General features: G+C 43.5%; 13 protein-coding genes. 1 reads left to right on the forward strand and 12 read right to left on the reverse strand.

What is annotated here, in order from left to right; all coding sequences use genetic code 11:
• Positions 1-101: 101 nt before the first annotated feature.
• The 7 genes from acnD to AB4238_RS15930 all read right to left on the reverse strand — a co-directional run bounded on the left by acnD (position 102) and on the right by AB4238_RS15930 (position 11,240).
• A complete protein-coding gene (gene acnD / locus AB4238_RS15900; protein ID WP_372034307.1) occupies positions 102-2,708 on the reverse strand; it encodes a Fe/S-dependent 2-methylisocitrate dehydratase AcnD in 2,607 nt (868 codons plus the stop codon).
• A gap of 161 nt (positions 2,709-2,869) precedes the next feature.
• Positions 2,870-3,994: a 2-methylcitrate synthase gene (gene prpC / locus AB4238_RS15905; RefSeq protein WP_372034308.1), complete on the reverse strand. Its 1,125-nt coding sequence runs from the start codon at positions 3,992-3,994 to the stop codon at positions 2,870-2,872.
• Positions 3,995-4,162: 168 nt separating this feature from the next.
• Complete coding sequence (prpB, locus tag AB4238_RS15910) at positions 4,163-5,041, reverse strand: methylisocitrate lyase (RefSeq protein WP_372034309.1); 879 nt, start codon at positions 5,039-5,041, stop codon at positions 4,163-4,165.
• A 129-nt stretch (positions 5,042-5,170) separates the two neighbouring features.
• Positions 5,171-5,830 (reverse strand): GntR family transcriptional regulator, encoded by a 660-nt coding sequence (locus tag AB4238_RS15915; protein ID WP_372034310.1) that lies wholly within the window; start codon positions 5,828-5,830, stop codon positions 5,171-5,173.
• 381 nt (positions 5,831-6,211) lie between these two features.
• Positions 6,212-6,706, reverse strand: coding sequence for a hypothetical protein (locus AB4238_RS15920; RefSeq protein ID WP_372034311.1), 495 nt, complete (start codon positions 6,704-6,706; stop codon positions 6,212-6,214).
• 320 nt (positions 6,707-7,026) lie between these two features.
• The gene (locus AB4238_RS15925; RefSeq protein ID WP_408019748.1) at positions 7,027-10,137 is read right to left on the reverse strand and encodes an efflux RND transporter permease subunit; all 3,111 of its coding nucleotides are present in this window, start codon (positions 10,135-10,137) and stop codon (positions 7,027-7,029) included.
• The gene (locus AB4238_RS15930; RefSeq protein WP_372034312.1) at positions 10,137-11,240 is read right to left on the reverse strand and encodes an efflux RND transporter periplasmic adaptor subunit; all 1,104 of its coding nucleotides are present in this window, start codon (positions 11,238-11,240) and stop codon (positions 10,137-10,139) included. Before AB4238_RS15930 ends, AB4238_RS15925 begins: the two co-directional genes overlap by 1 nt.
• A 501-nt stretch (positions 11,241-11,741) precedes the next feature.
• Here AB4238_RS15930 and yegS point away from each other — a divergent pair.
• Entirely contained in the window at positions 11,742-12,707 is a 966-nt protein-coding gene (yegS, locus tag AB4238_RS15935) for a lipid kinase YegS (RefSeq protein ID WP_372034313.1), read from the forward strand.
• Positions 12,708-12,796: 89 nt separating this feature from the next.
• On the opposite strand, the gene AB4238_RS15940 is transcribed toward yegS, so the two are convergent.
• The 5 genes from AB4238_RS15940 to AB4238_RS15960 form a co-directional block, all read right to left on the reverse strand.
• Positions 12,797-14,272, reverse strand: coding sequence for an efflux transporter outer membrane subunit (locus tag AB4238_RS15940; RefSeq protein WP_372034314.1), 1,476 nt, complete (start codon positions 14,270-14,272; stop codon positions 12,797-12,799).
• Position 14,273: 1 nt separating this feature from the next.
• Positions 14,274-17,375, reverse strand: coding sequence for an efflux RND transporter permease subunit (locus tag AB4238_RS15945; RefSeq protein ID WP_372034315.1), 3,102 nt, complete (start codon positions 17,373-17,375; stop codon positions 14,274-14,276).
• Positions 17,376-17,383: 8 nt separating this feature from the next.
• A complete protein-coding gene (locus tag AB4238_RS15950; protein ID WP_372034316.1) occupies positions 17,384-18,499 on the reverse strand; it encodes an efflux RND transporter periplasmic adaptor subunit in 1,116 nt (371 codons plus the stop codon).
• Positions 18,500-18,592: 93 nt separating this feature from the next.
• Positions 18,593-19,480, reverse strand: coding sequence for a LysR family transcriptional regulator (locus AB4238_RS15955; RefSeq protein WP_372034317.1), 888 nt, complete (start codon positions 19,478-19,480; stop codon positions 18,593-18,595).
• 218 nt (positions 19,481-19,698) lie between these two features.
• A complete protein-coding gene (locus AB4238_RS15960) occupies positions 19,699-20,928 on the reverse strand; it encodes an OmpP1/FadL family transporter (protein ID WP_372034318.1) in 1,230 nt (409 codons plus the stop codon).
• Positions 20,929-21,051: the final 123 nt, after the last annotated feature.

Below are 21,051 nucleotides of genomic sequence, written 5' to 3' on the forward strand. Positions count from 1 at the left end.
TGAAGCTAAGCCTATTCGTGAAGACTCTTTATATTTTTGAGACTCTTACATAGTTTAAGACTCTTTATATCGTTGAAGACTCTTACTTAGTTGAAGACTCTTCATACCGTTGATGACTCTAAAAAGTCTTGCGCGAAACGCTGTAAGATCCCACCAGCTTCATAGATCGACACCTCTTCGGCGGTATCTAGTCGGCATTTAACGGCAATATTAACCGTTTCACCATTTTTACGCGTCATGATAACTGTTAACGCAGCGCCAGGTGTACGTTCGCCAATCACATCATAGGTTTCAGTACCATCAATTTGGTAGCTATGGCGGTTCTCGCCATGAGTGAACTCTAGCGGTAATACGCCCATACCAACGAGGTTAGTACGGTGGATACGCTCGAACCCTTCAGCAACAATAACTTCAACACCAGCAAGACGCACACCTTTAGCTGCCCAGTCACGACTTGAGCCTTGACCATAATCAGCACCTGCTATGATGATCAAAGGTTGCTTACGATCCATGTAGGTCTCAATCGCTTCCCACATGCGCGATTCAGTACCTTCTGGCTCAATACGGGCAAAAGAGCCCTGCTTAACCTCAACTTCGCCATCTTTACCCAGCTTAGTCACCATTTCATTAAACAGCTTAGGGTTGGCAAAGGTTGCACGCTGTGCGGTTAAATGATCGCCGCGATGGGTGGCGTAAGAGTTAAAATCGACTTCTGGTAAGCCCATTTTGTCGAGATATGCGCCAGCAGCACTGTCTAGCATAATCGCATTAGAAGGCGATAGATGATCAGTAGTGATGTTATCACCCAACACAGCAAGAGGACGCATTCCCTTCATAGTGCGCTCACCCGCTAACGCCCCTTCCCAATAAGGCGGGCGGCGGATGTAGGTACTCTGCGGACGCCAATCATACTGCGGATCGTTATCGCTGCCGTACTCAACTTTAATATCAAACATCGGCTCATATACTTTTCGGAATTGCTCTGGCTTAACGCTTTTGGCAATCACCGCATCAATCTCTTCATCAGACGGCCACAGATCTTTAAGCAGAATATCCTTGCCATCAGCGTCGACTCCCAGTACATCTTTTTCGATATCAAAACGGATGGTGCCGGCAATGGCGTAGGCAACGACAAGCGGTGGCGATGCTAAAAATGCTTGTTTAGCATAAGGGTGGATACGTCCATCAAAGTTACGATTACCCGAAAGCACCGCTGTTGAATAAAGATCGCGTTCGATAACCTCTTTTTGAATCACAGGGTCAAGCGCGCCGCTCATGCCATTACAAGTGGTACAGGCAAACCCAACAATGCCGAAACCTAGCGCTTCAAGCTCAGGTAAAAGCTTGGAGTCTTCAAGGTATAACTGCACCGCTTTTGAGCCTGGGGCTAATGAGGTTTTCACCCAAGGTTTACGCGTTAGACCTTTAGCATTGGCGTTACGAGCAAGCAAGCCTGCGGCAATCACGTTACGCGGGTTTGAGGTATTGGTACAGCTGGTAATAGCCGCAATAATACAGGCGCCGTCAGGCATTAAGCCCTCTTCGTTTTCAACGACACCACTAATGCCTTTTTCTGCCAGATCACTCGTTGATACACGACGATGCGGATTTGACGGACCCGCAATATTACGACCAACACTTGATAAATCGAAACGCAGTACCCGCTCGTATTCAACTTCATTAAGCGTATCAGCCCATAAACCTGCTTGTTTGGCGTAGGTTTCGACTAACTTAACTTGCTTATCGTCACGACCTGTCAGTGTTAAGTAATCGATGGTTTTCTCATCGATATAGAACATTGCTGCTGTCGCGCCAAATTCAGGCGTCATGTTTGAGATTGTTGCTCTATCGCCTAAAGTAAGATTAGCCGCACCTTCGCCGAAAAACTCAAGATAGGTCGATACCACTTTCTCATTACGGAGGAACTCGGTGATTGCAAGAACAATATCCGTTGCGGTAATACCTGCTTGGCGTTTACCCACCAGCTCAACACCTACAATATCAGGCAAGCGCATGTATGATGGACGACCTAGCATCACGCTTTCGGCCTCTAGACCACCGACTCCGATTGCAATAACGCCTAATGCATCAACATGGGGAGTGTGACTATCGGTACCAACTAATGTATCGGGAAAGGCAACCCCATCTCTTGCTTGCACAACCGGTGACATCTTCTCAAGATTGATCTGATGCATAATGCCGTTACCAGGCTGGATCACATCGATGTTTTTAAATGCAGTTTTGGTCCAGTTGATGAAATGAAACCTATCGTCATTACGTCGGTCTTCGATAGCGCGGTTCTTCTCAAAGGCATCTTTTTCGAAGCCGGCATGCTCGACCGCTAATGAATGGTCAACAATTAGCTGGGTTGGTACCACTGGATTAACTTTTGAAGGGTCACCGCCTTTATCTGCGATAGCATCACGCAGACCAGCAAGATCTACCAATGCGGTTTGTCCAAGAATATCGTGACACACTACGCGCGCAGGATACCAAGGGAAATCCAAATCACGTTTACCTTCAATGATCTGCTTTAGGCAGTCAGTTAAGGTCTCAGGGCTACAGCGGCGGACTAAGTTTTCGGCATATACGCGGGAGCAGTAGGGTAACTTTTTGAAAGCATTCGGACTGATGGCATTAACGGCCGCTTCAGTATCGAAAAAGTCTAACTCGGTACCAAGCAGAGGTTTACGATAGTTGGTATTCATAGGGCGTTCCAATTCTAAGCTGTTATTTAGGCTATTGGATACACTCACTGACCAAAATACAATTAGTCAGTGAATATATTAAACATCTAAATATCTTTTATTATTAATTAGATAAACACATTAAAGATTGTAATTAACCATCTAAATGGTTAACTCTGTGACTATCTTTCACTGATAGGAGAAACCGTACGTGGCTCACTGCCAGTGTAATCAGCGCTTGGGCGAATGATGCGGTTATTAGTGCGCTGCTCCATAACATGTGCAGCCCAGCCTGTTAGGCGCGAGCATACAAATATCGGCGTAAATAATTTAGTCGGAATACCCATGAAATGGTACGCAGACGCATGGAAAAAATCAGCATTACAAAATAGCTTCTTGGTGTCCCACATAAACTCTTCACAGGCGACAGAGATATCGTATAGCGATGTATCGCCATTTTCAGCAGCTAGCTTTTCAGACCAAGCTTTGATGATTACATTGCGTGGATCTGAGGTGCGATAAATTGCATGGCCAAAGCCCATGATCTTCTCTTTGCGCTCAAGCATTCCGGCCATTTGTGTTTTAGCATCGCTTGGCGAGCTAAACTGCTGGATCATATCCATCGCCGCTTCGTTTGCGCCGCCATGCAGTGGCCCACGCAAGGTGCCGATCGCACCGGTGATACAAGAGTACATATCAGACAAGGTTGATGCACAAACACGTGCAGTAAAGGTTGATGCGTTAAATTCATGCTCTGCATAAAGAATTAGCGATACATCCATTACACGTCTATGTTGCGCTGAAGGTGCTTTACCATTTAGCAAATGTAGGAAGTGACCGCCAATTGAATCTTCATTGGTCACACAATCAATCTCAACACCTTCATGGGAGAACTTGTACCAGTAACACATAATTGCCGGAAATGCCGCCAGCAGGCGATTAGCCGCTTTATTTTGCTCACTAAAGTCAGCTTCAGGTTCTAAGTTACCGAGAAATGAACAGCCAGTGCGCATAACATCCATTGGGTGTGCATCAGCAGGAATGCGTTGCAGTACTTCCTTTAATGCTTGAGGTAGGTCGCGTTGTGCGAACAGTTCGGTCTTATAATGATCAAGCTGAGTTTGATTAGGTAACTCACCGTTAAACAAAAGGTAAGCAACTTCTTCAAATGTTGCGTTGTCAGCAAGGTCCGAGACATCATAGCCACAGTACGTCAAACCGGATCCTGATTTACCCACTGTACATAGCGCTGTTTCACCTGCACTTTGACCACGAAGACCCGCACCACTCAATTTTTTATCAACCATGACTGTATTCCTTTTCAATTTGAATTGCTGGTGGCTTAACAGTAACTAAGCCCCGCATTTTTATATTTTTGAGCTTATGTCAGCGCCTCTATGCTGCGAAGTTTATTTGCTGCCATAAGTTGTAAGGTTTGACTGCCTAATGACAGCCATTTTTAATCATTAAATTTTCTAGAGATTCTTACCTTCGGCAAACAAGCTATCTAGCTTCTGCTCATAATCGTGGTAGCCAAGGTAATCATAAAGATCCATACGTGTTTGCATTGTATCAACCACCGCTTTTTGATCGCCTTGTTCAAGAATCGAGCTGTACACCAATTCAGCCGCTTTATTCATCGCTCTAAATGCACTTAATGGGTACAGCACCATTGAAGCGCCCCACTCACCTAATTTCTCCTTATTCCAAAGTTCGGTTTGACCAAACTCGGTAATGTTGGCAAGAATAGGTACATCCAATGCATCGCTAAATGCGCGGTAATGCTCTTCGGTCTTTACTGCTTCAGCAAAAATACCGTCAGCGCCTGCTGCAACATAGGCCTTAGCACGTGCAATTGCGGCATCAAGGCCTTCTTGTGCGAATGAATCAGTGCGCGCCATGATGAAAAAATCAGGATCAGTACGAGCATCAGCAGCCGCTTTAATTCGATCAACCATCTCTTCAGTTGAAACGATCTCTTTATTTGGTCGGTGTCCACAACGCTTCTGCGCGACTTGATCTTCCATATGAACAGCAGCTGCTCCTGCTTTTTCCATATCACGAATGGTTTTAGCAATATTAAACGCGCCGCCCCAACCCGTATCGATATCAACTAGCAAAGGTAAGTCACAAGCAGAAGTTATACGTTGCACATCAACTATCACGTCATTTAGCGAGGTCATGCCTAGATCTGGTAATCCATAAGAGGCATTAGCAACGCCACCACCTGACAGATATATAGCTTGATGACCAATTTTCTTAGCCATCATGGCCGAATAAGCATTAATGGTACCGACTATTTGTAATGGACTATTGGCTGCTAAGGCCTCACGAAACTTCTTACCTGCGCTCATGTGATACTCCCTTTGTTATGGCTCAGCTAACTTGTATAAATTCATTGCTGTTACAAGCTAGATCAGAGAAAAATGATATTAGTGATTTAACTGTCTATTGATTACAACTTTATGGTTCAAGATTAACTTCTATAAATTCAGCTTATTTTCGATACTCGATTTGGAGTACAGAATGTGGCGGCGCATCAGCATCTCGGCAAGTTCTGCATCACGATTACAAATAGCTTGAACAATATGCTTATGCTCATCGAATGCCGTGGTTACCCGCGGACCACTCATACCTAACTGCACACGGTACATACGTACCAGGTGATAGATACCATCGGTTAACATGGAAATAAGGTGCTTATTTTTACTGCCGAGAATGATGCGGTAATGAAAATCGACATCGCCAGCTTCTTGGTAATATGTCTGGCCAGACTGGACTTTATCGAAATGGCTATTAAGGAGAGCCTGTAGATCGGCTATTTCATGATCGGTCATATTTTGCGCTGCAAGCCGGGCTGCCATTCCCTCAAGCGACTCACGAACCTGATAAAGCTCTACTAGTCCTTCAGGTGTCAAGGTGACAACCCTAGCACCAACATTTGCTTTACGCTCAACCAAGTGGCTGGCCTCTAACCGATTAATTGCTTCTCGGACGACAGCACGACTAACCGCGTATTTTGTCGACAACTCAGTTTCACTTAACTTAGAACCGGCTGCGACATCCCCTTCTACGATATCTTTTCGTAGTTGAAAAAAGGTCTTATCTGCTGCGGTAACGGGCTGTTCAGTAAAAAAGGTCATATAAATAGGCTTGATAGTTCAACACTGGATTGTCGACAATTTATCGCCATTATGTGACCAAGTCAACACTTTCAGGCAATATTGTCGACAAAGACACAGTACCACTGATGGTACAGGATCAAGCAAAAGGTATTGGATTAGGCAGCTTTAATTTACAGTAACTAGGACCAGATGAAAGCTGTACCGATAGAGTTTCCGGGCGTTCAAAAACGAAGATTAAACAATATAATTCAGAAGCTTAACTGACACTCAAAACGAATGAGAAGCGACCTTACCTAACACGGAAAAGTCGCCAACACAAATCGTTGTACTCTACTCATAGACGATGATGTTAACTAAACGGTTGCTGAATGCAACAGGTTGCAGTGTCGACAATCTTCCCTAATATTGTTCGATTAAGTTGGTCAAGGTGTTAGTAGACAATGGAGCGGACACCGGTCCGTTATCAGTCACAAACGCTGCTTGCATCCCACTAAACTTTGTCATTTTTACAGCATAAGTAACATCAAGCTCAGCACTCATCACCTTTTGTTCCGCTCGGTGAACATTAGCAAGGGCACTGGCATAGTCGCCAACATTATAAGGACGGCTGCTTTTTGGGTTAAGTGCATCGAGGGAGTGCAAATATTCTCTAGACTCTGCCGCTAACAAGACAGCTTTAGCATTGGATAAATCAGACTTTGCAGAAGTGAGTTTATTCTGTTTGCTTAGCAAGTCAAAGCCACTATTGTTTTCAATATTTATGTTCGATACTTGTTGGTAGTGATCGTTTGTTACACCAGTAAAAATAGCGCTATCTTTACCAGAACAACCCACGAGCATAGTGCAGTAAACACAGCTAATAACAACAGTAGCCAAATGCGTATTTTTGAACATAGCCTAATCCTAGTTATCGTTATACCAGTCGTTTGATAACAATCGCTTGATAAAAATCAGTGCAACGGTTTTAGTTGCTGGTCAATTTACAATCAATATACGCCGTTTGTTCCAAAGTCATACTCGTAACTTTACTAGGAAAAGGTATCGGATGTTCAAACTTTGACCGAGCGCAAAGATCGCAGTCAAACGAATCAATGAGCCGCCCTATTACCTCGCTTTCTATACAATGAATAAAATATTGTTGCCCATGGTTGAGATATAAAACCGCACGCTCACTAAGTCAGTGTACGGTTTATCGTTGCAACCGCGTTGTGAAGCTATGCGGATCTAACTCGATGAATAACCGTATACATTACCGGTGTCACAATCAAAGTAAGAATTGTCGCAAAGGTTAAACCAGCCATCATCGCCACTGCCATCGCTTGAAAAAAGCCATCAGTGATTAACGGGATCATACCTAAAACGGTAGTCACCGCTGCCATGCTCACAGGACGAACCCTTGACACAGAAGCATCGATTACCGCCTGGTAATCTTCTTTACCTTCATTAATTTGAAGCTTTATCTCTTCGACTAATACAATAGCATTTTTAATTAGCATTCCTGTTAAGCTCATGGTGCCAAGCAGTGCTAAGAAAGTAAAAGGCATATTAGCGGTATAAAGTCCCACAACGACACCGATTATCGCAAATGGCACAACCGTCCAAATTACAGCAGCGTCTTTAAAAGAGCTAAAGAGCAACACAGTAATGAGGATCATTACCACGTATCCTCCGCCAAGCTTCTCGCCCAAGGCAACCAGTGCATCCACTGATGTTTCATGTTTTCCGCCCCAGTGCATTGAGTAGCCTTCCGGCAGTTGGATTGCTTCAACCTCTGCCATGAAAGACTTTTGCACCGCCGCAGTGGTTAACGTTCCCATTTGATCTTCATCAGTCATTGCCATAATGGTACGTATCCGGTCACGCCGCATAATGACAGGATCTTCAAACTCAATATCAAAACGGTGAACTACCTGAGATAAGCTGACATATTTGTTAAGCTGATGACTCCAGATTTGTAGTTCCATAATACCGTTAATATCCGCTCTCTCAACTTCTGGAGGACGCAGGACAATTGGCATTAGATCAGCACCATCTCGGTACAAACCCACAGCACGACCAGAGAAGTTAGCCAGTAATACACTATCGACCTGCGCTTTACTGATCCCAAGAACCCTTGCTGCTTCAACATTAAATACTGGACGTACAACCTTGGTACGTTCACGCCAGTCATCACGAACCGCAGTCGCCCCTTGGTGTGAAACCATAATCGCTTTGGCCTTAGCGGACAGATCGCGTAACACATCAGGATCTGGTCCTTGGAACCGAGCTTCAATACGACCATCTGGTGCAGGACCCATTTCAAAACGCTTAAAGTTATAATTTGCACCGGCAAAGTTAGATTCAAGCATGCTACGCACATCACGCATCACATCAAGCAGCTTGTCGATGTCTTTGACCGTAATCATTAGATTGCCGTAGTTGTTGTACATTTTTTCAGGCTTGTAAGCCAGCATGAAACGCACATGACCCCCACCGACACTTGAAGCAACTTGGATCACCTCAGGATGGCTTAATACTACCTCCTCCATCGCCTTTATTTCTGCTGCTGTCGCACGAATATCGGTATTGTACGGCAGCCACGTATCTACCATAAATTTAGGTAAGTTCATTGGCGGGAAGAACTCATTCTTCAACATACCAAAGCCTTTTACGGAACCTAAGAGTAATATAACCAGTAACAACATGGTTTTCTTACGATGGCGTATACACCCTTTCAAGAATTTTCTGTAAGAAGTAAACACAACACTTTTATAGGGATCGACCTCTTCACCTTCTACTGCAGGCTTTTCATTTTTGAAAAACATAGCGGATAAGAATGGCGTAGTAGTGATAGCTGTGATCCAACTTAAAGTTAGCGATATCAATACGACCCAAAACAGCGTACCAATCAATTCACCAGAAATATCTTCGGACAGACCTATAGGTGCAAATGCAGTCACAGCAATGACCGTCGCACCAAGTAATGGCCACTTTGTCTGCTCAACAATATCGATGGCAGCTCGGAAGCGATTTTTACCACGTTGCATGCCGACTAAAATGCCCTCTACGACGACAATCGCGTTATCGACCAGCATGCCAAGAGCGATAATCAAAGCGCCTAGGGAGATCCTTTGCAGATCGATACCCATCTGCTCCATAAAGATAAAGGTACCCGTCACGGAAAGGATCAGTACCATACCGATAATAACACCGCTTTTTAATCCCATAGTTAGTAGCAGTACTGCAATAACTATCGCGACCGCTTCAACAAGACTCCAGACAAATCCATCAACCGCTTTCTCAACCTGCACTGGTTGGTTATAGATGTTCTCCATCTCTATGCCGATAGGCTGCTTATTGAGCATGCTATCGATGTGAGTTTGCACCCGGTTACCGACTTCAATGACATTTTCACCTGGCATAAACGATACACCAAACTCAAGTGCTGGTAGGCCATTCATTGACATCAGTTTAGTGGGGACTTCAACGTAACCACGGCTAATATCAGCCACATCACCGAGTAATATTCTAGCGTCTGAACCAACAGGGCTAATTACAAGATCTCTGAGTTCGCTAACATCTTGAAATTCGCCGGTAGGAAATAGCCTTACGGTGTCATTTTGAATTCGAATACGACCCGCATTTGAGACACTGTTTTGGTTTTGCAGTAATGCAGCGATATGATCAATCGGAATATTCAACGCCGATATTTTGCTAGTTGAGATCTCGATAAAAACTTGTTGCTGCTGAACGCCGCCAATAACAACTTTACTGACACCATCAAGCGTGACGACATCACGTCTAAGTTGGTCGGCAAATTGCTCCAGATCGGCCATATCATAGCCTTTACCGGTAATGCCCCAAATCATGCCGTAAACATCACCAAAGTCATCGTTAACTACCGGTTTGCCTGCACCTGGTGGTAATGTTCTTAGATCGCCTATTTTCCGACGGACTTCGTCCCAAATCTGCGGAAGATGTAAACTGGTGTACTCAGACTCCATCATCACATCAACTTGCGATAGGCCTGCAGTACTTACCGATTTGATCCATTTAACAGAGGGAAGCTGTTGTAACGCATTCTCTATTAAAAGAGTGACCTCTTCCTCTACTTGCTCAGGAGACGCACCTGGGTAACTGGTTACAATCAATGCAGATCGCGGAGTGAACTCCGGATCTTCTAGTCGACCTAGATCTTTGAACGCTAAGATCCCGCCCACCAGCAACACCATAATTATCAACCAACTTACCACAGAGTTACGCATTGAGTAGCCAGCGATGCCTCCATCTCTGCACTCTTCTTCCACGTTTTCAGGCATTTTTTGTTGTTTCGACAAAGTAAACATTAAATACCTCGCTCACGCTTCAGCTCTTTAACCTGCTGATTTTCGCTGATTAAGTAAGTTCCAGCAGTAACGACTTTGTCACCAGCGACTAAGCCCGAATTAATAACGGCTCCGTCTGACAAGAAACGAACAATATTGACCTCACGTAAATGAGTTTTGTTGCTAGAATCAACAACCCAAACAAATTTTCTATCTTCATTAATCTTAATATTTTCAGGGCTAAAGAGCGCACTCATAGGCGCTATAACCGTATTGTTATTTGCTAGTGTTTCATCAGCAATAACCGTATTAACGCTAGCACTCATACCTGGGAATGCGCGCATATCTTGCGGTACATTGACAGACATAGTGACCCTAAAACTCAATGCTCCTGCAGTAGCAGATTTTCTCATCTCTTTGAATTGTGCGATGAGCGGTCTATTTGGGTAACTATCCAGTACAACTTGGGTTGTGACCGCTTTAAATTTTTCAGGATCAAATTGGTTAAGTAGTTTTTCAGGAAGATCAAACTGCACATCACTCAAATTGTCATTTTGAAATTCAATGATCGGCTGTGTTGCAGCAATATGGTCGTGATTTTCACCATGTTTTTTTGCTACAACTCCATCGTAGGGAGCATAAATCTGGGTATATTTAAGATTCTGCTTCGCCCTATCAAGTCTTGCTTTTGCCATTAACATTTCTGCACGCGATGTATCAAACTCAGCTTTAGTTGCTAAGCCTTTTGGCACAAGAGTTGAATTACGTTCATGTTGCGATACTGAAAGTTCATATTTTGCTTTGGCATTGTCTAAAACAATATTGAAATCGGTAGGATCTAATTCAGCAATCAACGTGCCTTTATTTACGTTATCCCCCTCAATCACATGATATTTTGTAATTTGCCCTGACACTCTAAATGCAAGGTCGGTACTTTCATTTGCGGTAACTTGTGCCGGAAAGGAGCGCTCAATATTGGCAGCCATGCTTTCGATAGTGGCCATTTTTACTGGTCTTACTGTTTCAATACTTTGATTTTCTTTTTTTGATTCAGCGCAGCCCATCAATGAAGACGTAGCAAGTGCTAATGTGGTAAATAACAGTCGATTAGTTAAGATTGTCATGAATACTCCGCAAGCATAATACTCACAAGCCAAAAGAACCAAAATATTCAACAGTAAACCGTTTTAATAGATCCCCACCTATCACGACTTACCTCATCACTGCAAAAATCAACAGTAAACCATTGATTAATTGCAACAATAACTTTGATTCAATCAACTCGCATTTTAATAATGGCGGAATATTAGCAATATAATTTTGATTCAGCCGCGCGCGGCAACGCATTACATCAATAACGGGAGGTTTTACTAGTGATAACAGCTAACTATAATTTGTACCTAAACACAGCAGCTTGTTAACCTTACTTAAGACAAAAACTGAAAAATTAAACAAACTAACTTATTGATTTCTCCAGTATAGAAACACTAAATTAGCGTTCTATAACTATGTACTTAAGTCTTAAGCGAAGTCGTTACAGTTTAAGCTGCTTAATCATAGATATACTCGGCAATGGAGCAAGCGCACAAAGCCCTTCTCATTTTGACCAATCACCAGCATAATCAATGTTAATAACCCCCGTAGAGAAGCTTTTATTTATGGCCATGTTGATCCTTAATGGAAAAAAAGCCGGTTTAGCTGAGATCAGACAGAGTGTTAATACACTTAGGCAGCAAGGCTATAGTATTGAAGTGCGATGCACATGGGAGGCTGGTGATGTTGCACGTTTTGTTAAAGAAGCAATACAGTCAAACATAACGAGAATCATTGCTGGCGGTGGGGATGGAACAGTTAACGAATTAGCTGATGCCATTGCGACGCTTAAGCAAGATGCGAATGAAAAGTTAACTTCTCAACTCAATAAAACTGAGATTGCGATACTGCCATTAGGCACCGCCAATGATTTTGCCACGGCCTGCCAAATACCTACAGACGTAGATGCAGCTTTAACACTAGCACTGACGGGTAACGCTTTCTCCATTGATATGGCTCAAGCGAATGAGCGTTACTTTATCAACGTCGCATCGGCAGGATTTGGGGCGCAAGTCACTGTTGATACCCCGGTAGAACTCAAAGATCTATTAGGTGGGCAAGCTTATTTCCTCTCTGGCTTAGTGCAGGCATTAAATTTCAGTCCCTACCAAGGAAAGTTCACAGCAACCCTCGCAGATGGACAGCAAGTAACCCAAGAAGGAGCTGGATTACTCGGTGCAGTTTGTAATGGGCGACTCGCCGGTGGTGGCCAAAATCTTGCTCCAAATGCACTGTTGAACGATGGTTTGCTCAATGTATTTCTAGTGAGCCACTTTCCCAGCACGGCGTTGAAACAGGTTATTGATGAACTCATCGATACCAGCATTAATGGTGAATATGTCAGCAGAATGCAAGTGATCAATATTGTGCTTGAATCAACACAACCTTTGCCTGTTAACCTTGATGGCGAACCGACGTTAAATAAAAAACACACGATTTCAATTATCCCCAATGCAGTCAATTTAGTATTACCCGATGACTCGCCAGTACTTGGTTAGTGATTAAATCTATAAACAGAAAAAGCAGCACTCAGTGCTGCTTTTTTAACTGCTGTTAAGCCTGTAGCTTAACCGGTATCAATGTTAGATCATTGGCCTATCGCATCGTTAACCTGCCAATTACCACCTAGCGCTTTATGCAGTGCAATCGTCATATTAGCAGTTTGAAGTTTGGCGGCGACCACTCGATCGCGCATCATGTTTTGTTGACGTTGTGCATCAAGAATAGATAAATAATCACTCAAGCCCGCTTTGTAAAGTGATTGCGCTTTATTAACCGCGATTGTGGTTTCTGCCGACGCTTCACTCACCAAAGCGACATACTGTTGGCTCTGGCCATATCCATGAAGTAAGGTTTCAACCTCGCCAAACGCTGTAATAACCGATTGCTGATAGCTCAAAACACTCGCATCAAATCGCGCCTCTTGCATCTCGACTATTGCGTCACCTCTACCGCCATCAAATACATTCCAACTCACGCCCACACTACCGAGCCAAGACACAGAGTCACTGCTAAATAGATCGTCGAAGTCTTTGGCCAATACACCTGGCGATCCGGTTAAAAATACCTTTGGATACTGGGCTGCAATGGCCGCAGCACGTTCTTCATTTAACGCTGCCATCTCTCTTTCAGCAATTCGAATATCTGGTCGACGTTGTAACAGATCCGCAGGCAACCCAGTCGGGATAATGCCACTAAAGTTTGGTAGTGGCTTGTCTTCCTCAAAACGAGAATGGCTTTGCTTTGGTGTTTCTCCCAATAAAATGGCCAAACGTTGCAAATGAACATTTTCAGCTATTTGTAGCTGCGGGATCACCGATTTTGTCGCTGCCAGAGCGGCTTTCGCTCGGGATTCGTCAAGTTTTGAGCCATACCCACTTTTTACCATTAACTTAACCAATTCAAGGGTTTTTCTTTGGTCATCACTGGTTTTTAACGCTATTTCCTTACGCTCTTGCGCCCCTCTCATCTGCAAGTAATTATGAATGACATCAGAGGTGATCAAGGTGGTTAAGCCTTCACGCATAATCACCATCTGTTCTTTACGAATAGCAGCGGCGCTGGCTTGGCGATCAATTCGTCCGAAAAGATCGACCTCCCAGCCAATGGTCGCTCCCGCAAAAAAAGCACTGTTATTATCGTCAACAAGACCCAACTCTTCTCCGCTAACCGGATGTTTAGCGGTGATAGCACCACCAAGTAACGGGTCATTTTCACTTATCTGAAAATTGCCGAAACCCGCGCCAATATTTACAGTTGGCACCTTAAAGGACTCAATAGTACTTTGATAAGACTGTGCCATGCGGATCCGTTGTGCCGCTATTTTCAAGGGAATGGCTTGATTTTGTGCATCAACGACTAACTGGTTAAGGGTTGGATCTTCAAAGCTCTTCCACCATGCATTATCTGTTTGCTGTGCATATTTTCCAGCTTGAGTTCCTTGAACGCCTTGATAGAGGTATTCACTTTCAAGTGAGCTTATTGGCTGAGCATAATCTGGTCCAACAGCACAACCTGAAATCATCATTGCTATTACTAGTGGTGCGATTTTTATCTGTTTCATCTTATTTTTGCTCCACTGTCGCAGTCGTTATAACCAATTCGTTATTGTTGTCTTTGTCATTTGTTGTACTTTGGTGTTCTAGTTGCTCTGAGTTTCTATAAAACAGGCAATAGAAGGCTGGCATAATAAACAGTGATAGCAACGTTGCCGCGGCTAGCCCGCCAATGATGGTGGCAGCCATTTGGTCAAATAGTCGGTCACTGATTAACGGGATCATTCCTAAAGCTGTAGTCAATGCTCCCATTGATATCGCCATGGTTCGATTTAACGTGGCAGCTTTAACAGCTTCTCTTAATGGGATCTTCTTAGCTCGCTCCAGTTCAATTTGATCCATAAGTACTATGCCATTTTTAATGATCATCCCTGATAACGTCACCGCACCGATTAGCGCCATAAAACCAAATGGTTTATCGAGTAACAGTAATGTCCAGGTTGCACCTATAGCGGCCAGCGGTAGCGTGATTAAAATGATGAGCGGTTGTTTAAAGCCATTAAACATTGCAACCATGATAACCACCATCATCAATAATGCTTTTGGCATTTGGCTTAACGTGTCGGTAATCGCTCGATTTTCATCATAGTACTCGCCGCCCCACTCAAAGCTATAACCAGCAGGGAGTTCAATTGCTTCTATCTGGTCTTTTATTTGATCCCTCACTTCAGCGGGTGTTGCATCAAATACATCTGCCTGCGCAGTAATTGTTGGCACTCTATTGCGACGCCAAATCATGCTCTCTTCTGACTTGAGTTCAAATTTATCCACCACTTGACCTAGCGGTACGCTATGAGTACCTAACAAGGATTTCACAGGCAGAGTATCTAAGTAACTCAGATCCGCATTTGCACTTCTAAAGCTGATTGGGATCAGTTGGTCGCCTTGGTTTAATGTCCCTAGTGTTACCCCTTCTGATGCTCGTTTTAAAGCTAAAGATATATCAGTTCTGTTGATCCCCGCCCTGCGTGCTTGTTCCTGATTAATAACAGGCTCAATCACTTTACTTTGTTGGCGCCAATCATCTCTTACCGATTTTGTATTGGCGTTAGCTTGCATGATTGCTTGTGCTTGGTTGGATAAGTCATGCAGGACTTCTGGGTCTTTTCCACTAAAGCGCGCTTCAATGCTAAACTTATCCTTTGTGGCTAATTTAAGCGCTCTAAATCGAGGTTCAGAGTTAGCAAAGTTTTGCGCTAACCAACTCTCTCCACGCTTAGTTAATGGCTCTATTCCCTCAAAATCTTTAACGTTTATGACAATCTGGCCGTAACTTGAGTCAAAAGGTTCAGGCTCAACAGTCACTGAGAACCTTGGTGCGCTCGCGCCTACATAACTAGAGATGCTGCTTATCTCTGGCTGTTGTAACAACCACCCTTCAATTTTCTTCATGTCAGATGATGTTTTGGCTATATCACCACCATTAGGTTGCCAGTAGTCCAGGAACACCATTGGCCTATCTGAGCTTGGAATAAAATTCACTGCAACATAAGGAACAGCCAGTGCAGTCACCAGTAACAGCGGTACCACTAAAGAGATCGCCTTAACTGGATTCATTACAGTCCAAACAACAGCTTGCTGATATCGACTTACTTTTTGTTGCTGTTGGTCATTGTTTAGCGTTGGCTTGATCCATAACCAACATAGAAGTGGCGTAAGAGTGACCGCGACAATCCATGAAAACAATAAAGAGGAGCAAATGATCAGGAACACAGAACTGGCAAACTCACCGGCATCTGTTTGTGAGAAAAGCACAGGTGTAGAACCCATAATGGCAATAATGGTTGCTGCTAATAAAGGTTTTGAGGTTTCTTTAACTGAATCGATAGCCGCTTTTGTGCGTTCTACACCTTTGTTTAACTTAACGATAAACAGATCAGTAATAACAATCGCGTTATCAACGAGCATACCTAATGCCAGTACAAAAGTGCCTAAAGAGACACGCTGAAGATCAACGCCAGCGAGGTACATATAGATAAATGTCAGTAATATGGTAAACAGTAAACTGCCACCGACTATAGTGGCGCTTTTAAAGCCCATGAAAATCAGTAGAACCGCAAATACAATGGCTACACTTTCCAGTAAATTAGTCACGAAATCGGCAATCGACTTCTCAACCTCATCAGGCTGAAATGCAATGGTTCCGATCTCAATACCAACGGGTAACTCTTGTTGATACTCAGTAATAATTTGACTCATTGTATCGCCAAGATTTACCACGTTAATAGCTTTAACCGGGCTTACCGCAAGGGTGACTGCCGTTTGTCCATTGTAACGGCTTATGCTAGTTGCAGGCGTTTTGTAGGCCAAGCTAATATCAGCAATATCACCAAGTCTTAGTAAACCCGTGCTGTAATTGCCGATCCCGCCTTTGATCGTAAGATTCTTAATATCCTTAATTGATTTAAAGTCGCTGCTTTGCTGAACTCTAATGCGCTCACCACTTGCTTCAAAACTACCACTGTCGTAAGTCAGGTTTTGGGTGGTAAGCTGATTAATAACTTGCGCTGAAGAGATCCCATATTGAGCTAAACGCTCTTCTGGTAAATCAACATAGATAGCTTGATTTTGAACACCATGCAGCTCAATTTTTTTAATACCATCAACGGTTTTAAAGCGACGTTGTAGCTCCTTGGCATACTGGCGTAGCTCTTCTGGTTCCGCGTTGTCACCATAAACACTGAAAAGCATGCCATAAACTTCAGAAAACTCATCCTGGACCACACTAATCTGGGCTGTTGCCGGCAATGTCAGCTTTACATCGCTCACTTTACGGCGCAATAGATCCCATTGCTGAGGTAACTCATCAGAGTTAGTGGTTTCCTTTAGATCAATAAATATCATTGAGCTGCCAGGACGAGACAGTGAACGCAGTTTCCACATCGCCCCCATCTCTTGTAGTTTTGTCTCTACTTTATCAGTGACTTGCTCCTCGACCTCCTTTGCAGATGCACCGGGGTACAAGGTAACTACAACAGCGCTCTTCACAGTAAATGACGGGTCTTCAAGTTTACCGAGTTCAAAATAGGAGATCATCCCGACAATGACACATAGCACGCTGAAAAATATAACGAACAAACGTTGCCTAATTGCAAATTCTGCTAAATTCATAAAAGCCTCTAGTAACTAACGTTCTTCGCGATGGTGTTCTTTACGATTTGCAAAGGCTTAAGGTAATGCACGCCTGCAGTGACTAGAGTGTCACCCGCTTGCAATGGACCACTTATGCACACTCGATTACTGTGTACAGACTCAACCTTAACCACACGCTCGGCTACCGCTTCATTCTCTATGATATAAACGCTGTGGAGCTTTCCCCAGCCCTTAAGTGAGGCTAAAGGCACACAGAACGTATCAGCAATAGCGCTAAAGTTGACAGTGACGCTAACGGATTTACCGGGCAATGCACCCTGCAGGTTTTTATCGAACACAAATTGGGCTTCGTAGGTTTGTTTTATCGGGTCGACAACAGTGTTCATCTCAGTTAAATGTGCACTAATTGTTTGGCTGTTGCCGTGCCAAGTAACACTTGCCTGTTGTGATGGGGTTAAATTGGCAATAAGGTTCTCAGGTACATCAATGATTGCTTTTAGCTCGTTAGGTTGATGCAAAGAGAATAAGCCGACGCCTGGGGAGGTTTGCTCAAATGTTTGCTGGGTTTGTAGGCCGATCACGCCACTAAAAGGCGCCTTAAGCTCGGTGTAATCAAGCGCGTCATTGGCTTTTTGCAGATTTTGAGTCACTACTTGAACCATGGCTAAACTGCGCTTATATCCGCTCTGAGCTCTATCTAGATTAACTTCTGAGATTGCATCATCTGCAATAGCTTGGCTTACCCTTTTAAGCTCAACTTTTGCCAACTGATGCGCAGCATTAGCTTCTGCAAGTCTTGCTTCTAGCTCCACCACATTAACTTGGTAATCATGGGGTTCTAACCGGGCAATAACCTGACCTTTATCCACCTTATCGCCGGTCTTAACCAGTATTGCTTCAATAGTACCTGGAACTTTAAAGGATAGGCTTGCAGTTTGCGTCGCCTCTAACACGCCCGTGAACTGCTTTGTATTTTGTAGCTGTTGATCGGTTAATGTTATGACTTGTACAGGACGTTCAACTTTTAGCGATTCAACATTAGCTTGGCTAGATGCTTGGCTACAACCAGAAAGGATTAACAGTGCGAGCGGTGCGATAGCAAATTTGGTATTTAGTAGTTGTTTTGTATGTTGGTGATTCATGATTCTCTCCCAATGAAACTATTGGGAGAGAGTGTATGTGTTTAACTTTACAAGATAATCCGCCTTTCACGCACTACACTGTCTCATAAAACATTACAAACCAGCTCTATTTGGGATTTCTTGTAATAAAAAGTCAATCAATAACCGAGTAGGTAGACTTATTCCCTTTCTATCGGGGTAGATCAACCACACATCCTCTTTTTTAGATTCGTATTGGGGTAGGATCCTGACGATACGTTTGGCCTCAATAGCCGCTAAGGCAAACAATGGCGGCATAAAGCCTATCCCCTGCCCACCAACAATCGCACGCCTAACAAAACCCATGTGGTTACAGGTGAAACGGCTATTAACGTGGACAGTTTCAGAAATTAAATCCCATTTATCATCGATACTGCCGTCAGGCCAGCGATAACAAATTGCATCATGTTCAGACAATTCGGCTAATGATTGCGGTTCGCCATGACTGGCTAAATATTCAGGACTGGCATAGATACCTCGTCCTAAACTTAAGAGCCTACGGGCGATAAAACCAGAGTCCTGCACTTTACCTGCATATATAACAAAGTCTAACGCAAGCGCATAAATATCAGTTTCATAGTTATTAGTGATCCGCATATCCAGTTCTATATCTGGATAAAGTTGCTGAAACTTGGCGAGTGCGGGTTGCAGCGCCTCATCACTTTCGGGCAGGAAACCCACTTTAACCTTACCGACTGGCTTTTCATCAATATCATGCAACTTATTTTTAGCTTGTTCAAACCCCTCAAGAACGGTGAGCAGCTCATGATAATAAGCTTCACCATGTTGAGTTAAGCGTAGTTGCCTGGTCGTACGGAAGAACAGTTGGGCGTTTAAGGCTTTCTCTAACTCGCCAATCCGCCGACTCACATTTGCTCGAGGCAGATCTAAGGCATTGGCAGCAGCAGTAAAACTGCCAAGCTTCACCACGATGGTAAACAATTTTAGATCTTCTATGCGCATATAAAATTACCTTTTTAGCACCTACACCCATTATTACCGCTCATTACCTAAGCATTTTTTTAGGGACGTAATACAAAAAAGCTTAGCCGACAAAGGCTAAGCTCATTAGTTACTGTAAAGCTTTTTGACTAACGACGGTAATTTTCTACACTGCTATGTGCATTACTGCACAATTTACTATTATGCAGTAATGTCAAAAATCCAGTCCTTATTTGTTATTAGAACTGCCAGTTCATCGTAATACCAGCGATAGCAGCATCATTGTTATAGCTACCAGAAAGAGTACCAATACCAGCCGCATCATAGTTGATCTCAGGTGCTCCCAAATCAATGTATTCAATAAAGAAATTGATGGAGAAGTCTTCTGTTGCCTGATACGTTGCGCCAGTACCTATGCGGATAATGTCATCAACAGGCAGATCAGGGTATTGATTATAACTGTTAGCCTCTGAGCCACTTAATGGGGATGACTCATAGCCAACGCCGAACTCTAAACGCCATTGATTTGTTAGCTGATAATGCATACCTAGAGATGCGCTATAGGTATCTTTCCAGTTTCTATCAACATTCGCTTGTCGACCTGAATCATCAAGGATTAACACACTTGATTGATTCTTGCTCCAATCCTGCCAATCTAATGACCACAATAGCGCAAGCTCGTCATTTAGACTGTGGTAACCACTGAGCTTTACAATTGTAGGGGACACCAAACCAAGGCTGGCATCGTATATTTCTGCATTGCCATTTCTATCAAGCTTAAAGTCACCTTCTAAAGTATGGTCTAGGCCTGAGCGGACAGATAGCCCAATCATATTGCCTTCACTAATGGTGTAGTGCAGCCCTAAGTTAACACCAAACTCCATTGATCCCGCTTCATATTCCGAGCTGATATTAGTCGTAAATTGTTGAGTTTGTAGCAATGAGGCATATTCAGATACGAGGCCTAAACCAACCGCCCACTGCTCATTTACTTTATAAGATACAGAAGCATTAACTTGTACTGTGACTAGATCTACAGAACTAATAAGGCTAGCCCCTCGCCAATCATCACCATAGTCAACAGATGAGCCCCCTTGGGAAGCGAGTGCTAAACCGAAAGCCCATTTATCGCTGATTGGATTTACCCAGTATACAGAACCTAAAGGGGTAACACTGCCGGCATTGCCACCGTCGGTACCATTACCAAAACGACCTGAAGAGCCATTGTCGGTATAATCCATATTGAGGTCAAATGCTTGCAAACTACCTGTAAGCGTCGACTTTTTTACTAAGCTCATGGCAGCTGGATTTGAATAGGCGCTTTCTGCACCTTCTGATATTGCAGCACTGCCGGCTCCTGCAGTACTTGCATTGAGGCTACCTAGCTCACCCAAAACGGTACCAGCAGCGAGAGTTGGCGTAGATACGAGCGCTATGCTAATCGCTAACGGCTTAAGTAAAAATTTCATTAGATAATCTCGAATAGAAGAAAGTCATTTTGTTAGGCCAATTATCATCATTAATGGCAACAAATAAGACTCGAAAAATTGCTAGTTTTACCTATTAATTCTTAAAATCATGCCGTTAAATCA

It is taken from the genome of Shewanella sp. 10N.286.45.A1, from assembly GCF_041470405.1.
Lineage (GTDB): Bacteria > Pseudomonadota > Gammaproteobacteria > Enterobacterales > Shewanellaceae > Shewanella.

Coding starts and splice junctions, on each gene's coding strand:
- yegS (WP_372034313.1), top strand. CDS start 11,742: ATGTTAATAACCCCCGTAGAGAAGCTTTTATTTATGGCCATGTTGATC.
- prpB (WP_372034309.1), bottom strand. CDS start 5,041: ATGAGCGCAGGTAAGAAGTTTCGTGAGGCCTTAGCAGCCAATAGTCCA.
- AB4238_RS15945 (WP_372034315.1), bottom strand. CDS start 17,375: ATGAATTTAGCAGAATTTGCAATTAGGCAACGTTTGTTCGTTATATTT.
- AB4238_RS15920 (WP_372034311.1), bottom strand. CDS start 6,706: ATGTTCAAAAATACGCATTTGGCTACTGTTGTTATTAGCTGTGTTTAC.
- AB4238_RS15960 (WP_372034318.1), bottom strand. CDS start 20,928: ATGAAATTTTTACTTAAGCCGTTAGCGATTAGCATAGCGCTCGTATCT.
- AB4238_RS15915 (WP_372034310.1), bottom strand. CDS start 5,830: ATGACCTTTTTTACTGAACAGCCCGTTACCGCAGCAGATAAGACCTTT.
- AB4238_RS15940 (WP_372034314.1), bottom strand. CDS start 14,272: ATGAAACAGATAAAAATCGCACCACTAGTAATAGCAATGATGATTTCA.
- AB4238_RS15955 (WP_372034317.1), bottom strand. CDS start 19,480: ATGCGCATAGAAGATCTAAAATTGTTTACCATCGTGGTGAAGCTTGGC.
- AB4238_RS15950 (WP_372034316.1), bottom strand. CDS start 18,499: ATGAATCACCAACATACAAAACAACTACTAAATACCAAATTTGCTATC.
- AB4238_RS15930 (WP_372034312.1), bottom strand. CDS start 11,240: ATGACAATCTTAACTAATCGACTGTTATTTACCACATTAGCACTTGCT.
- acnD (WP_372034307.1), bottom strand. CDS start 2,708: ATGAATACCAACTATCGTAAACCTCTGCTTGGTACCGAGTTAGACTTT.
- AB4238_RS15925 (WP_408019748.1), bottom strand. CDS start 10,137: ATGTTTACTTTGTCGAAACAACAAAAAATGCCTGAAAACGTGGAAGAA.
- prpC (WP_372034308.1), bottom strand. CDS start 3,994: ATGGTTGATAAAAAATTGAGTGGTGCGGGTCTTCGTGGTCAAAGTGCA.